18 protein-coding genes are annotated in these 12,307 nt (G+C 65.9%); 10 read left to right on the top strand and 8 right to left on the bottom strand.

The features are described from left to right. The first annotated feature begins 228 nt into the window (after positions 1–228). Complete coding sequence (locus tag ATCM_RS19180) at positions 229–405, top strand: hypothetical protein (protein ID WP_165931211.1); 177 nt, start codon at positions 229–231, stop codon at positions 403–405. A 321-nt stretch (positions 406–726) separates the two neighbouring features. Next, entirely contained in the window at positions 727–1,014 is a 288-nt protein-coding gene (locus ATCM_RS16665) for a putative quinol monooxygenase (protein ID WP_132865596.1), read from the top strand. A 94-nt stretch (positions 1,015–1,108) separates the two neighbouring features. Here the strand turns inward: ATCM_RS16665 and ATCM_RS16660 are convergent, their stop codons facing one another. The 4 genes from ATCM_RS16660 to ATCM_RS16645 form a co-directional block, all read right to left on the bottom strand. Next, positions 1,109–1,345, bottom strand: a complete 237-nt coding sequence (locus tag ATCM_RS16660; protein ID WP_132865595.1) for a hypothetical protein — start codon at positions 1,343–1,345, stop codon at positions 1,109–1,111. 155 nt (positions 1,346–1,500) lie between these two features. Continuing rightward, complete coding sequence (locus tag ATCM_RS16655; protein WP_132865594.1) at positions 1,501–1,770, bottom strand: hypothetical protein; 270 nt, start codon at positions 1,768–1,770, stop codon at positions 1,501–1,503. 10 nt (positions 1,771–1,780) lie between these two features. Further along, entirely contained in the window at positions 1,781–2,104 is a 324-nt protein-coding gene (locus ATCM_RS16650; protein ID WP_132865593.1) for a YkgJ family cysteine cluster protein, read from the bottom strand. Then, the gene (locus tag ATCM_RS16645; protein ID WP_132866217.1) at positions 2,101–2,772 is read right to left on the bottom strand and encodes a methyltransferase domain-containing protein; all 672 of its coding nucleotides are present in this window, start codon (positions 2,770–2,772) and stop codon (positions 2,101–2,103) included. The genes ATCM_RS16650 and ATCM_RS16645 overlap by 4 nt, the downstream gene beginning before the upstream one ends. A 479-nt stretch (positions 2,773–3,251) precedes the next feature. Here ATCM_RS16645 and ATCM_RS16640 point away from each other — a divergent pair, with 479 nt between their 5' ends. Both ATCM_RS16640 and ATCM_RS16635 read left to right on the top strand, forming a co-directional pair. Next, entirely contained in the window at positions 3,252–3,467 is a 216-nt protein-coding gene (locus ATCM_RS16640) for a DUF4287 domain-containing protein (protein WP_132865592.1), read from the top strand. A 296-nt stretch (positions 3,468–3,763) separates the two neighbouring features. Then, a complete protein-coding gene (locus ATCM_RS16635; RefSeq protein WP_243694041.1) occupies positions 3,764–4,894 on the top strand; it encodes a serine hydrolase domain-containing protein in 1,131 nt (376 codons plus the stop codon). 2 nt (positions 4,895–4,896) lie between these two features. On the opposite strand, the gene ATCM_RS19175 is transcribed toward ATCM_RS16635, so the two are convergent. Continuing rightward, complete coding sequence (locus ATCM_RS19175) at positions 4,897–5,073, bottom strand: hypothetical protein (protein WP_165931210.1); 177 nt, start codon at positions 5,071–5,073, stop codon at positions 4,897–4,899. A gap of 168 nt (positions 5,074–5,241) precedes the next feature. On the opposite strand from ATCM_RS19175, the gene ATCM_RS16630 reads away from it, so the two are divergent. From ATCM_RS16630 to ATCM_RS16610, 5 genes are all read left to right on the top strand, one after another. Continuing rightward, positions 5,242–5,517: a metal/formaldehyde-sensitive transcriptional repressor gene (locus tag ATCM_RS16630; RefSeq protein WP_132865590.1), complete on the top strand. Its 276-nt coding sequence runs from the start codon at positions 5,242–5,244 to the stop codon at positions 5,515–5,517. A gap of 60 nt (positions 5,518–5,577) precedes the next feature. After that, positions 5,578–6,687 (top strand): S-(hydroxymethyl)glutathione dehydrogenase/class III alcohol dehydrogenase, encoded by a 1,110-nt coding sequence (locus ATCM_RS16625; protein ID WP_132865589.1) that lies wholly within the window; start codon positions 5,578–5,580, stop codon positions 6,685–6,687. A 10-nt stretch (positions 6,688–6,697) separates the two neighbouring features. Next, entirely contained in the window at positions 6,698–7,027 is a 330-nt protein-coding gene (locus ATCM_RS16620; protein ID WP_165931209.1) for a hypothetical protein, read from the top strand. A gap of 1 nt (position 7,028) precedes the next feature. Continuing rightward, on the top strand, positions 7,029–7,865 hold the full coding sequence (gene fghA / locus ATCM_RS16615) for an S-formylglutathione hydrolase (RefSeq protein ID WP_132865587.1): 837 nt from the start codon (positions 7,029–7,031) through the stop codon (positions 7,863–7,865). Positions 7,866–8,001: 136 nt separating this feature from the next. Then, positions 8,002–9,432, top strand: coding sequence for a GGDEF domain-containing protein (locus tag ATCM_RS16610; RefSeq protein WP_132865586.1), 1,431 nt, complete (start codon positions 8,002–8,004; stop codon positions 9,430–9,432). Positions 9,433–9,486: 54 nt separating this feature from the next. Here the strand turns inward: ATCM_RS16610 and ATCM_RS16605 are convergent, their stop codons facing one another. The 3 genes from ATCM_RS16605 to ATCM_RS16595 form a co-directional block, all read right to left on the bottom strand. Continuing rightward, positions 9,487–10,158 carry an adenine nucleotide alpha hydrolase gene (locus ATCM_RS16605; protein ID WP_132865585.1) on the bottom strand — a complete coding sequence of 224 codons (672 nt, stop codon included), beginning with the start codon at positions 10,156–10,158 and terminating at the stop codon, positions 9,487–9,489. 3 nt (positions 10,159–10,161) lie between these two features. Further along, positions 10,162–10,497 carry a hypothetical protein gene (locus ATCM_RS16600; protein ID WP_132865584.1) on the bottom strand — a complete coding sequence of 112 codons (336 nt, stop codon included), beginning with the start codon at positions 10,495–10,497 and terminating at the stop codon, positions 10,162–10,164. A gap of 70 nt (positions 10,498–10,567) precedes the next feature. Next, positions 10,568–11,512, bottom strand: coding sequence for a DegV family protein (locus ATCM_RS16595; RefSeq protein WP_132865582.1), 945 nt, complete (start codon positions 11,510–11,512; stop codon positions 10,568–10,570). A 244-nt stretch (positions 11,513–11,756) separates the two neighbouring features. On the opposite strand from ATCM_RS16595, the gene ATCM_RS16590 reads away from it, so the two are divergent. Further along, positions 11,757–12,296, top strand: a complete 540-nt coding sequence (locus ATCM_RS16590; protein ID WP_132865580.1) for a DUF924 family protein — start codon at positions 11,757–11,759, stop codon at positions 12,294–12,296. The last annotated feature ends 11 nt before the right edge of the window (positions 12,297–12,307 follow it).

Below are 12,307 nucleotides of genomic sequence, written 5' to 3'. Positions count from 1 at the left end.
ATTTCCCACCCCGATGCATGGCGGGAGCCCGGTTGGGCGTTGCCGGTATATTCGCGGTAGGCGGCTGGATGATGCCGGTTATCGCGGAAGTTGGATTTTCCCGGGTGAGTATCACTGCTTGCAGTCAACGTGCATGCACTCCGGTGGCATCGGAAAGCGAACGAACGGCTAACGTGGATGCGCGCACCGTGGGGCTGCGGCAATCATGCCGTTGTACGAGGAAGGGATATGAGCATGCCTCCGCAAGGTTCCAATCCGAACGCCAGGACTGAATCGCAGAAGGAGAGCAGTCCGCCTTCTCCGGTCGACAAGGACGGGAAGAAAGTCGATCCGCTGGAGCTTGTTCCGCAGGCCGAGCCTGTCGAAGAAGGGCAGCAGGACCGCAAGGCCGCGAACGACAGCTGAGCTGTCCGAGTGAGTGAGCAGTGGCCCACGTGGTGTTCATGGGAAGCCGCCTGGGCTCACTGTTTGGCTGCCCCGCGCAAGGATGTGCGGGGTGCGGTCGGAGCGCCCGCGTTGGCATGCGCGCCATGCGGGAATCCGGCTTTCGACCTCTGTCGCCCGATCTCTGGCGTCGCCGTGTGCGACTGCAGTTTCCCGAAACCCTGTCCGACATCCACGGGTACGTGGCGCTTATGATTGCCGGATTCGCCGGCACCCATGGTCGCTCCTCGTGCAGGGACGCAAGGGTCCGGCGCCTCCTTCGTTCCACCGGATGAAAATGCAGTGCTCAAGGTGATTGCCCAGGACTTCATCAAGCCCGAACACATCGCGACGGTCGCGCCGCTCTATCGCGAGCTGGTCGAGCGCACTCGCCAGGAGCCACTGTGCATCTCCTACGCGCTGTACGTCGACGAAAAGGATCCGGGGCACTTCGTCTTCATCGAAGAGTGGCCGGACCGTGCAGCGCTGGACGCGCATTGCAGTACGGAGCACTTCCGGCGGCTGGTGCCCTTGATCGACCAATACCAGCGTGCCCCGGGAACCTATCTTCTGATGGACGCGTTCCGGTGATCCTGCCAGGTGCGCCACCCGGGCATGCGTGCTTGCAGGCCGGTGCGCCACATCAGGGGATGGGCGCCCGGTGGTGCCTGCGTGCGGTGGGCGGCTAGTCCTTCTTGCCCCCGAAGTCGATCGGTTTGTCATCTTCGGCACGATTGGACGACCAGACCTGCGCGGAGCGGCACTTGCTTTCCCGGGCGGCGACCTGGGGCGGGAGGTCCTTCACGAAAACCGAGTCATTGCAGGCTTGGTTCATTGCTGAGTCGTCGTAAGTAGCACAAGCCACCGACGCGCTGGAAAGGGCGATTGCAACGATGCAGTTGACGATAGCGGCGGGCTTCATGCGGTGTTGTTCCGGGCGGAGAGGGCTGGTGCACCAGGTCAGCGCGGTATGACGTGCCAGTCATGTATATCCCGCGCGTTTGCCGGCAGGAATGTGATGGAAGTCATGTTCTGCCGGTGGCATGGCTGCCCGGGTCCGTGGTCCAGCACACCTGATTACTTGCGCTTGTGCGACCTGGCGGGCGTGGCGCTGTCACCGGCTGCGGTGGGCGGTGCCTGGGGGGTGGCCGCGGATTTGTCCGGCGAGGTCTTCATCCGGAAGGGCGTATTGCCGAGCACCTCGATCTTTCCACCGGCGCTTCGGAATGCGGCCATGTCTTCGGCGATGCGCTCACGGCTCAGGTCGTGCTTCTGCACGTTCGGGCTGAAGAACGGGGTCGTCTTCACTGCGGGGTAGCGGGCCGACTTGCGGGGAGGTGTCGCCATGGAGTGCTCCTCATATAAGTTGCAATGCGATCGTGCGAGCGCCCTGCCGGGCATGTTCGTCGCGCTCGGCGCGACAGTAGGGGCCGCCCATCACGAAGGATCGGCAGGCGGTTGGCCTGCTGGCGTAGATGCGGCACTGCATGTGCAGCCCGTCCAGGGCAACGCACCACCCCTCCTGATCCTTGGCCATGACATGCAGGCCGCCGGGAAGATGCGTGGTCAGGTGGGCGGGCACGTCATCCTTCTCATCCAGAACCACGGTGAGCTGGCAGCACAGCGCATCGCATGTGGCGCAGGTGATCTTGGCGCGCTTCTCGCGCTCGACCCGGTTCATGTGGCCACCGCGGTCATGCCGCGCGAGTAATGAAGCAGCTGTCCGCGGAAAGGCTCGGTATCGGCATCATCCATCGGGCATCTTGTCGACAGGAAGGCGAAGCCCTGTTGTTCCAGCATCCGGCTGAAGCGTGCGCTGTTGCCCCGGCCGGGGTCGGTGATGACCACCTCGGCGCTGGGCTTGGCATGACGCAGGATGACATCGGCCATCAAGTCGGTCTGCGCGCGCTCGTAGAGCACGTCGCTGGCGATGATCAGGTCAAACGTGCCAAGCGCGGGCAGTTCCCGGTCCCATCGCAGGTGGCGATAGTGCACGGCAGGTAGTGCGTTCAGTGCGGCGTTGTAGGCGAGGAACGGTTCGGCCAACGGGTGCATGTCCGAAGCAATCACATCGGCACCTCGCTGCATCAGCACGATGCTGGCCAGGCCAATGCCACAACCCAGCTCAAGTATGCGTTTGCCCTGGATGTCGAAACGGGACATGGCCTGGGCAAGCACGTGTCCGGATGGCCACAGTTGGCCGAACAGGCTCCATTGCGCCGAGGAAATTCCAAGGCGTTCGCCATGGCCGTCCGGATCGCTGAATTGTTGCTTGTCGCTGAGGATGCGCAGCAGGTAAGACTGGCCACCGACGGTGACCTTCACATTGCGTGTCGTATAGCCGGGCATCGCGCACTCCGCCGAGCGACCGCCCATGCATCTGGGCAGGTAACGCATGAAAGGGAGCGAAGTGGGCAACAATCCAGACAGTTGCGCAAAGCGCGCGTAGCGGGCAATGCCCGCGATTTCATGCTAGCACGTCACGATGGATGCAGGCCGGCAATCCCTGGATGGGAAGCTGAACCCGTCAAGGCTGTTTCTGTACATGATGCGACTGATGGGTGTTGGCCATGAAGGATTCCTGCTCGTGCATCATCCGAACGGGGGCGGACGTTCGGAGGAGGGCGGGCCTGCGCACTGGATCAGGCAGCAGGCGCACGGGCCCTACGGGCGAGGAGAAGAGCTCTGCGAATGAGACCGACCGCGGGGGCGCATGTATCCATGGAATCGAGTGTCGATCCCGGACTCTCTCATTCGTCGGGGGAAGAAGCACGGTCAGGTCCGCCAAGGGGGGATCGCCGGCCTCACCACAACAACGAGGAGCGTTCATGACGACAGATATCAAGGTCAAGGGCCCGGCGTCCTACTTCCCGTCCATCGAGAAGACCTACGGAAAGCCGGTGGCGCACTGGCTCGCGCTGCTGGACACCGTCCAGGACCGGAAGCACATGGAACAGGTGGCCTTCCTCAAGGCCGAGCACAAGCTTGGCCACGGCCATGCCAATGCGCTTGTCGCGTATCACAAGGCCGGGAAACCGGCCTGATCGGGCAGGGGGCGCTCGCCTTGGTGCAGGTGTTGCGAGTCGCCCGCTGCTTCGCAGGCCGAAGCGGTAAGCCGCGGCCCAAGGCCTTCCGCACACGTTTGCTGATCGATGCTGGAGCGGCCTTCGGACCAGGTGCCTTGCTTGCCTCCATGCTGGCAGGTGCATCGGGGTGAGCAGGGCCAGGCGTTGGTCCCGGCAATCGGCTATCTTGAGCGCCCCTTCAATGCCCCTCCAAGCGCTGACGCATGCAGGCGATTTCGTTGTTTTCCGGGAACCGGTGTTTCAGCTGCTTCGTATTGTCCATCGCGCTGCTGGCAACGGGCTGCACGGGCAGCCCTGTGCCGACCCGGGATCTGGGTGCGGACATCGACGAGGTCGCTGCAACGCTGGTCGAGCAGCCACTGCTTCATTCGACCTCGATCGGGGTCGTGCATCGGGGCGAGGCGTTCATCCGCCACAGCGGCGACATGGAAGCCGGCAAGTCAGGCCCTCCGACCGATGCGACGCTCTATGAAATCGGCTCGTTGAGCAAGACCCTCACGGGCACCTTGATGGCGAATGCGGTACTTGAGCGCAGGCTCGACCTGGACGATGACGTCCGCAGGTATCTGCAAGGCGACTACCCGAACCTGCAGTACCACGGCGAACCCATCCGCATCCGTCACCTGCTGTCGCACACGAGTGGTCTGCCGAACATGTTGCCGGAACGGGCGAACACGGTGCTTGCCGACTTCACCGATCAGCGCACGCCGCGCGAACTCAATGCCATTTACGCAGGCTATGGCAAGGCGGAGTTCTTCAGGGACCTGCACGCCGTCGAGATTCGACAGGCGCCCGGGAAGGAATACGCCTACTCCAGTACCGGAACCGAACTGGCCGCGCATATCCTTGAAACGGTTTACAAGCGCGACTACGAGTCGCTGCTACGCGGGTTTGTCGAGGAATCCGCGGCGATGACCGGCCTCAGGATCCGGCCGAACGAGGAGGAGGCAGCCCGGCTTGCGGTCGGCTACCACAGTGACAACCCGGTGCCGACTACGCCGATGCCACAGTTGCCCTGGGGCGCCTCCGGAAACGTGAAGGCGACGGTCCCGGAGATGGTGGAGTACCTCAGGTTCCAGTTGGCCGGTGGTCCCGTCGTGACGGAGTCCCATCGCGCCCTGGTCGAATTCGATCCCGAGTTCAGCATCGGCTATTTCTGGAACATCGTCAGCGGCGACCGCCTGAAAGGGGGCTACTACGCCCACCACGGCGGCGTGCCCCGCTCACAGTGCTACATCTACATCTTGCCCAAGTACGATCTGGGCATCTTCGTCATCACCAACCAGAGTGGTGACCAGACGGCGCACGCCATGGAAGCGGCCATCGACACGCTGGTCAAGCGCGTTGCCGCGCGGGAAGCCACCGGGCAGGGGGCGTCCCGGTAGCGTCAGCCCTGCTGGGGATGTTTATCGAAGACCAGGACGCCATCTCCCGCGATCTCCGTCAGGCTGTGCGCCTTGCCGGTGGCATCACGCTTGAACGCGGCCTGCAGGGTCCCGGCCGGAACATGGGCATCGGGGACCACGAATCGGTTGCTGGCGACGGGTTTGAGCGGACGAGGCACGCCCTTCGCCTGTACGTCCAGGCCGCCGGGCGTAGCGGTTCCTGGCCACGTTGCGGTGGTGTCCGATCCGCCCCTGAGTCCGGAGGACTGCAGCCAGCCAAGAGGTCGTTGGCATTCCCAGGATCACCTCAATATACTATCCCCCAGTACAGGATAAGAGGCCGGCCGGTGCCGCATTCGCCCGAGGAAAAGAAGAAGGTGCTGGCCCGGGTCAAACGCATCCGGGGCCAGTGCGATGCGTTGGAGCGCGCGCTGGAGGCCGGGGCGGACTGCAACCCGGTGCTGCAGCAGATCGCCGCCATCCGCGGTGCCGTCAACGGGCTGATGTCCGAGGTGATGGAGGCGCACCTGCGAGAGGAATTCGGCCAGCCCACGCAGTCCGATGCGCAGCGCGCCACGCGCGTGGCCGAGATGTCCAGCCTGATCCGCTCCTATCTCAAATAGCCCCTTCAAATCAGTGCGCGGTACGTCGTGCCGCGTTCCATCATTGCGCAGGAGAACCCCATGAAATCACGTGCCGCCGTCGCCTTTGGCCCGGGCCAGCCGCTGCAGATCGTCGAGATCGACGTCGCCCCGCCCAAGGCGGGCGAAGTGCTGGTCAAGATCACCCATACCGGCGTCTGCCACACCGATGCCTTCACCCTGTCCGGCGATGATCCGGAAGGCCTGTTTCCGTGCGTGCTCGGCCATGAAGGCGCCGGCATCGTGGTCGAGGTGGGCGAGGGCGTGACCTCGGTGAAGCCGGGTGACCACGTCATCCCGCTGTACACCGCCGAGTGCGGCCAGTGCCTGTTCTGCAAGAGCGGCAAGACCAACCTGTGCACCGCCGTGCGCGCGACGCAGGGCAAGGGCGTGATGCCGGACGGCACCAGCCGCTTCTCCTACAACGGCGAGCCGATCTACCACTACATGGGCTGCTCGACCTTCTCCGAATACACCGTGGTCGCCGAAGTCTCGCTGGCCAAGGTCAACCCGGACGCCAACCCGGAGCACGTCTGCCTGCTGGGCTGCGGCGTCACCACCGGCATCGGCGCGGTGCACAACACCGCCAAGGTGGCCGAGGGTGACAGCGTCGCCGTGTTCGGCCTCGGTGGCATCGGCCTGGCGGTGATCCAGGGTGCGCGCCAGGCCAAGGCCGGCCGCATCATCGCCATCGACACCAACCCGTCCAAGTTCGAGCTGGCCAGGCAGTTCGGTGCCACCGACTGCGTCAACCCGAAGGACCATGACAAGCCGATCCAGCAGGTGATCGTGGAAATGACCGGCTGGGGCGTGGACCACAGCTTCGAGTGCATCGGCAACACCCAGGTGATGCGGGCGGCGCTGGAATGCGCGCACCGTGGCTGGGGCCAGAGCGTGATCATCGGCGTGGCTGGCGCAGGCCAGGAAATCTCCACCCGTCCGTTCCAGCTGGTCACCGGCCGCAAGTGGCTGGGCACCGCGTTCGGTGGCGTGAAGGGCCGCAGCCAGTTGCCGGGCATGGTCGAGGACGCGATGAAGGGCGACATCGAACTGGCGCCGTTCGTCACCCACACGATGGAACTGGACAAGATCAACGAAGCGTTCGACCTGATGCACGAAGGCAAGTCGATCCGTTCGGTCATTCATTACTGAGATGAGCACGATGTTGAACAAAGAGGCATTGGCCGCCGCGCTGGCCGACACGGGGGACAACCAGGAAGCGCGTGAGGCGATCGAGCGACTGCAGGCGCAGGACCTGGTGAAGATCGATCAGTCGATCCTGTCGTCGTTGGGTAGCACCTGGAAGAATGCGGGCTTCGTCGCCGCAGGTGTGTTGATCGCGGCACCCGACGAGTACGAGGACATCCCGGAGTCGTTCTATGTACTGCGCATCGGCAGCCTGGCCAGCGAATCACGCATCGAGGTGAAGGGCAGCCTGGAGGCGTTGAAGACCTGCGAGATCCGGTTGCCGTCGGCATCGGGAGATAACTGAGATGGCGGCCGAACGCATCGAACACCGCGCCTGCTTCGGCGGCTGGCAGGATGTCTACCGGCACGCATCGGACGTGCTCGGCTGCGAGATGACGGTCGGCGTGTACCTGCCGCCGCAGGCCGAGCACGGCCCGTGCCCGGTGCTGTACTGGCTGAGCGGGCTGACCTGCACCGAGCAGAACTTCATCACCAAGGCCGGCGCGCAACGCTATGCCGCCGAACACGGGGTGATCATCGTCGCCCCAGATACCAGCCCGCGCGGCGAGGCAGTGGCCGATGCCGAGGGCTATGACCTCGGCAAGGGCGCCGGCTTCTACGTCAATGCCACGCGCGAGCCGTGGTCGCGGCACTACCGCATGTACGACTACATCGTCGACGAGCTGCCGGCCTGGGTGGAAGCCAACCTGCCGGCCAATGGCGCGCGTGCGATCAGTGGCCATTCGATGGGCGGGCACGGCGCGTTGACCGTCGCGTTGAAGAACCCGGGGCGCTACCGCAGCGTGTCGGCGTTTTCGCCGATCGTGGCACCGTCGCGGGTGCCGTGGGGGCAGAAGGCATTCACCGCCTACCTCGGCGAAGACGCGGTGGCGTGGCAGCAGTACGACGCCACCGCACTGGTGGCCGACGCAGCCGAGCGCCTGCCGTTGCTGGTGGACCAGGGGGGCGCGGATGAATTCCTCCAGACCCAGTTGCGTCCGCAGCTGCTGCAGGCGGCATGTGCCGCCGTGGGCCATCCGCTGACCCTGCGCCTGCAACCCGGTTACGACCACAGCTACTACTTCATCGCCAGCTTCATCGGCGAGCACATCGCCCATCACGCCCACGCCCTGAAGGGCTGAGAGGCGGGGACCCGAGGTTCCCGGCGGTACATGGGGGCCGGCCGTTCGCCGGCACGCCATTCGGGGGTGTGGATCACGCGGCTGTGGCGACGGCCGCGCTATCGTCCGTGCATGCGGCCTGGTCGACGGGGGATGCATGCCGGTGGTGCTGGTTCTGCTGTATGTGGCCTGTCATGCCTTGGTCATGACCCTGTGGCCGGGGGAGACCGGCGCGGGTTCGTTCGTGTTCCTGACGCTCGCACCGCTGCTGGCTGCCGGCGCCTGCCTGTGGCGGGCACGGCGTGACCGCGCGGCTCCGGGTTGGCGCGCCACCGCACTGGCGTTGTTGCTGTGGGCCGGTGGCATGGCCCTGAACATGGTCGATGCGCTGGGCGCGGGCCGTGCCGACGTCACCCCGCGCGCCAGCCTGCTGCTGTATGTGCTGTACGGCGTGCCACTGGTGTTTATCCTGGCCCGCGCGCGGCGTGAGCGCCTGAGCATCAGCCTGATCGACGCCGCGATGGCGGCACTGCTGGGCGTGCTGTTCTTCGTGCATGCCGGGTTCTTTGCCGGTCGCATCGATGTCGACGAACACGCGATGGCCAACATGCGTTACATGTTCGACATCCAGAACCTGTGCATTGCCGGCTTCGCGGTGGTGCGGTGGCTGGCCGGCGACGTGCCCGAGCGGCGCAGCTTCTTCCGGGCGCTGGCGTTGTATGCGGTGGCCTATCTGCTGGTGGCCGGCTACATCAACCACTTCACGTCGGAGGATGCCTTCGGCGCCTACAACGACCTGCTGATCGACCTGCCATTCCTGCTGCTGGTGGTGCTTGCGTTGGCGCCGGCGCCTGCACTGGTGCCTGCGCCGGCCCGGCACTCGCGCCTGTCACGGCTGGTGCAGGCCGGTGGCCCGATGATCCTGCCGCTGTTGCTGCTGGTGGTCGGCACGCTGGTGGTGGACCATGCACGGCCGCTGGCCCTGGCCGGCTTCGTGGTCGCCACGCTGGGGTTCGGCCTGCGCAGCATGCTGCTGCAGATCCACCTGTTGGAGCGGCAGGCGGCCTTGGACCAGCTGGCGCGGCAGGACGGCCTCACCGGCGTGGCCAACCGCCGCGAGTTCGATGCGACGCTGCGCAATGAATGGAACCGGGCCCGGCGCAGCGGCACCGAACTGGCGCTGCTGCTGGTGGACATCGATCACTTCAAGGCATTCAACGATGCGCATGGCCATCCGGCGGGAGATCGCTGCCTGCAGGCGGTGGCGGCGCAGTTGCAGGCGACCGTGCAACGCGCGGCCGACCGCGTGGCGCGCTATGGCGGCGAGGAGTTCGCGGTCATCGTGCCAGGGTGCGACCTGGACGGGGTGCTGGCGTTGGCCGAACGGCTGCGGGTGGCGGTACAGGCCCTGCGCCTGCCGGAGGGGCCGGTCAGCATCAGCATCGGCGTGGCATTCCTGCATCCCCCGGTCATGCCGGACAGCGGGCAGTTGCTGGCCGATGCCGACGCCGCGTTGTATGCGGCCAAGCACGCCGGCCGCAACCGGGTGATGGTGCGCGGGGCACTGGGCGGGCCGGTCGCCTGTTGACGGAAGCCCCCCCGTGGCGCCGTGCGGTCGCAGACGGCACCGGCCAGGGCGGCGCTAGCGGTGGAAGTCGGTGTAGACGTAGCGCGCATCGCGCAGCACGGTCTGTCCTTGGTGCAGGGTGAGGGGGTGCAGGAACATCGGCCCGTCGCTGACGCAGGTGTGGAATTCGCCGTTTTCGCCACAGGCGTCGACCGCGCCGGGCAGGGCGTCGAGCAGGGCGACATCAAACGCCCGGCCGGCGAACCCGGGGTCGAGCCGCTGGCTGTCCACGCAGCACAACCGGGCGCGCAGGCCGCCGGCGATCATCTGCCGCGCCAGCTGTGCGGTGTCGCGGCCGAACAGCGGGAACAGCGTCTGCCAGCCCAGCGGTGCGTATTGCTGTTCGCGCCACCGCCGGATGTCCTCCAGCAACAGGTCGCCGAACGCCAGGGTGTGCAGGCCGGGCCAACGCAGCCGTGCCTGCAGCAGGGCATCGGCCATGCGCTGCAGGTATAGGGTGTTGTCGCAGGCCTGTGGGATCCACGCCTCCAGCAGGGGCAGCCCGGCCGCCTCGGCCTGGGCCTGCAGCACCTCGCGGCGCACGCCCTGCATCGACGCGCGGTCATACCCCTCGGTCAGCGTGCTCAGCAGCGCGACGACCTCCACCTCGTCGCGCTGGCGCAGTTCGTGCAGGGCCCAGGCGGCATCCTTGCCGCCGCTCCAGGACAACAGGACAGGCGTGCCCAAGGCTCAGCGCACGTCGCGCAGTTCCCAGTTGCTGCCGGCCAGCAGGCGCAGGCGATGCTTGAACAGATCGCCCGCCAACGTGGTGGTGGCCTGCAGGTTGATGCGCAGGTCGGCCTGCTGGCCGGTGACCGTGGCGGCCGGGTCCGTGGCGCCCAGGGACGGATCCACGTCATCGGGCTCGTCCTGGGTGGCCTTCCAGCGCTCGAACAGCTCCGGGGTGCGCAGCGCCGCCTGCAACTGCTCGGCGAAAGCGTCGGCGCCGCTGGCGGTGAAGGACAGGCGCGGATCGCTGCCGCGGGCCTTGCTCGGATCAGGCAGCGAAATCGAATACACGGGCATGGGAGTCTCCTTTCAGGTGCCGCAGTCTTGCACGAACGGCGTCGTGATCCCGTACACGATCCACGCCGGATCAGGCCGAGAAAACATGGGGTCCGTCGGCGAAGCCGATGGTCACCGCGCCCTTGCCGACGTTGACCATGCCGGTCAGGCTCATCAGCGCTTCCATCAGCGTCACGCCGTGCTGGTCGCAGGTGTCGCGCAGCTCGCGGTAGCCGGGCAGGGTGCGCAGTTCTTCCAGCGGGCCGCCGTAGCTCACGCATACCACCGGCGTCATCAACCCGGCCGCCACGCGCTTGCCGACGAAGCCGAACAGCGACTGCACCGCGTTGTCGAAGCCCTTGATCTTGGCCACCGGCTCGGTGTTGCCGCGGTAGCCATGCAGCACCGGCTTGATGTCCAGCGCGCTGCCCAGCGCCGCACTGAACAGCCCGACGCTGCGGTCCCCCTTGTGGCGGGCACGGGCGCGCATGTAGTACAGGTCGCGGGTGATCATGTAGCCGTGCACGTTGGCCGCGACCAGTTCCAGCCGCTCGCGCATCTGCGGCACGGTGGCGCCACTGTCGCGCAGGCGCACCGCCTCCACCGCGCTGACCGCCTGGGCGGCGAACAGATTCTGGGTGTCGATCACGCGCAGGCTGAAAGGCGAGTTGTAGCCGGCGGCCTGGCGGATCGGCTTGTACTCGCTGAGAATGGCGTAGCTGGCTTGGACCGCGTTGTCATGTAGCGGGCTGCGGGTGCGGGTGATGGTCATGCAGAAGACCTGGTCGAAGTCCGTCACCAGGCGGTGCAGGAACAGGTCGCGGATCTGCTCGGAACTGTAGGGGGTGGTTTCGGCCTCGGCGCCCTGGTCGCTGAGCGGGCCCTTGATGAAGGCCAGGGTGGCCTCTTCGTCGCGGTTGTCCGGCAGGATCGTGTCGCCGATGCGTACCGTGATGGGCAGCAGGACGAGATTGTTGCGTTGCAGGTATCCAACGGGCAGGTCGCAGGCAGAGTCGACCACAATTCCGATGCGCATGCAGGCCCCCTCCGGGTCCGTATGTTCTCAAAGGTTAGAACCCTATCTCAAAATTTGCCGTCAAGTTGCCCGGTTATGCGGCGTACGTCTCAATCCCGGTTCGGTTATTTCACAAGTTGGTCATACCCAGCCCTGCTGCGGGCCATTAAGCTAGCGACCACGTCGGCGCGGCTTCCGGCCAAGGCGACAGGGTTATGGCAGGGAATACCGCTGCCTGAATACGGGCAGGGTTCTGGGGAAGGAAATGGAAACGGCAAAGTCTGTAGTGGAGTTCTGGCGTGCGGCCGGGCCGAAACGCTGGTTCACGCGGGACGATGCGTTCGACGCCGAGTTCGGCCAGCGTTTCCTCGACCTGCATTGGCAGGCTGCACGCCGTGGCTGCGAGGAGTGGCTGCAGACCGCCGAGGGCGCGCTGGCCCTGCAGGTCCTGCTCGACCAGTTCCCGCGCAACTGCTTCCGTGGCACCGCGCACTCCTATGCCACCGATGGGTTGGCCCGGCATTACGCCATGCGCACCATCGAGGAAGGCTTGGACCGCGAGCTGACCCCACAGCTGCGGGCCTTCATCTACCTGCCGTTCGAGCACTCGGAAGACCCGCATGACCAGGAGCGCTCGGTGGCGATGTTCGAAGTGCTGGGCGACCTGGAGTACCTGAAGTACGCCGAGCTGCATCGCGACATCATCCGCCGCTTCGGGCGTTTCCCGCACCGCAATGCGGTGCTGGGCCGCATTCCCACGCCGGAAGAACTGCACTTCCTGGCCGAGGGCGGTTTCGCCGGCTGACCGGCGCACGC

Source organism: Stenotrophomonas sp. ATCM1_4 (genome assembly GCF_004348115.1).
Taxonomy (GTDB): domain Bacteria; phylum Pseudomonadota; class Gammaproteobacteria; order Xanthomonadales; family Xanthomonadaceae; genus Stenotrophomonas; species Stenotrophomonas capsici.
The sequence above is the reverse complement of the archived record's forward strand: the minus strand, read 5'-3'. Positions and strand labels throughout refer to the sequence as shown.

Excerpts from the sequence above, each read along its gene's own strand:
- ATCM_RS19180 (WP_165931211.1), top strand. The coding sequence starts at position 229 with ATGAGCATGCCTCCGCAAGGTTCCAATCCGAACGCCAGGACTGAATCG.
- ATCM_RS16660 (WP_132865595.1), bottom strand. The coding sequence starts at position 1,345 with ATGAAGCCCGCCGCTATCGTCAACTGCATCGTTGCAATCGCCCTTTCC.
- ATCM_RS16655 (WP_132865594.1), bottom strand. The coding sequence starts at position 1,770 with ATGGCGACACCTCCCCGCAAGTCGGCCCGCTACCCCGCAGTGAAGACG.
- ATCM_RS16650 (WP_132865593.1), bottom strand. The coding sequence starts at position 2,104 with ATGAACCGGGTCGAGCGCGAGAAGCGCGCCAAGATCACCTGCGCCACA.
- ATCM_RS16645 (WP_132866217.1), bottom strand. The coding sequence starts at position 2,772 with ATGCCCGGCTATACGACACGCAATGTGAAGGTCACCGTCGGTGGCCAG.
- ATCM_RS16640 (WP_132865592.1), top strand. The coding sequence starts at position 3,252 with ATGACGACAGATATCAAGGTCAAGGGCCCGGCGTCCTACTTCCCGTCC.
- ATCM_RS16625 (WP_132865589.1), top strand. The coding sequence starts at position 5,578 with ATGAAATCACGTGCCGCCGTCGCCTTTGGCCCGGGCCAGCCGCTGCAG.
- ATCM_RS16620 (WP_165931209.1), top strand. The coding sequence starts at position 6,698 with ATGTTGAACAAAGAGGCATTGGCCGCCGCGCTGGCCGACACGGGGGAC.
- fghA (WP_132865587.1), top strand. The coding sequence starts at position 7,029 with ATGGCGGCCGAACGCATCGAACACCGCGCCTGCTTCGGCGGCTGGCAG.
- ATCM_RS16610 (WP_132865586.1), top strand. The coding sequence starts at position 8,002 with ATGCCGGTGGTGCTGGTTCTGCTGTATGTGGCCTGTCATGCCTTGGTC.
- ATCM_RS16600 (WP_132865584.1), bottom strand. The coding sequence starts at position 10,497 with ATGCCCGTGTATTCGATTTCGCTGCCTGATCCGAGCAAGGCCCGCGGC.
- ATCM_RS16595 (WP_132865582.1), bottom strand. The coding sequence starts at position 11,512 with ATGCGCATCGGAATTGTGGTCGACTCTGCCTGCGACCTGCCCGTTGGA.
- ATCM_RS16590 (WP_132865580.1), top strand. The coding sequence starts at position 11,757 with ATGGAAACGGCAAAGTCTGTAGTGGAGTTCTGGCGTGCGGCCGGGCCG.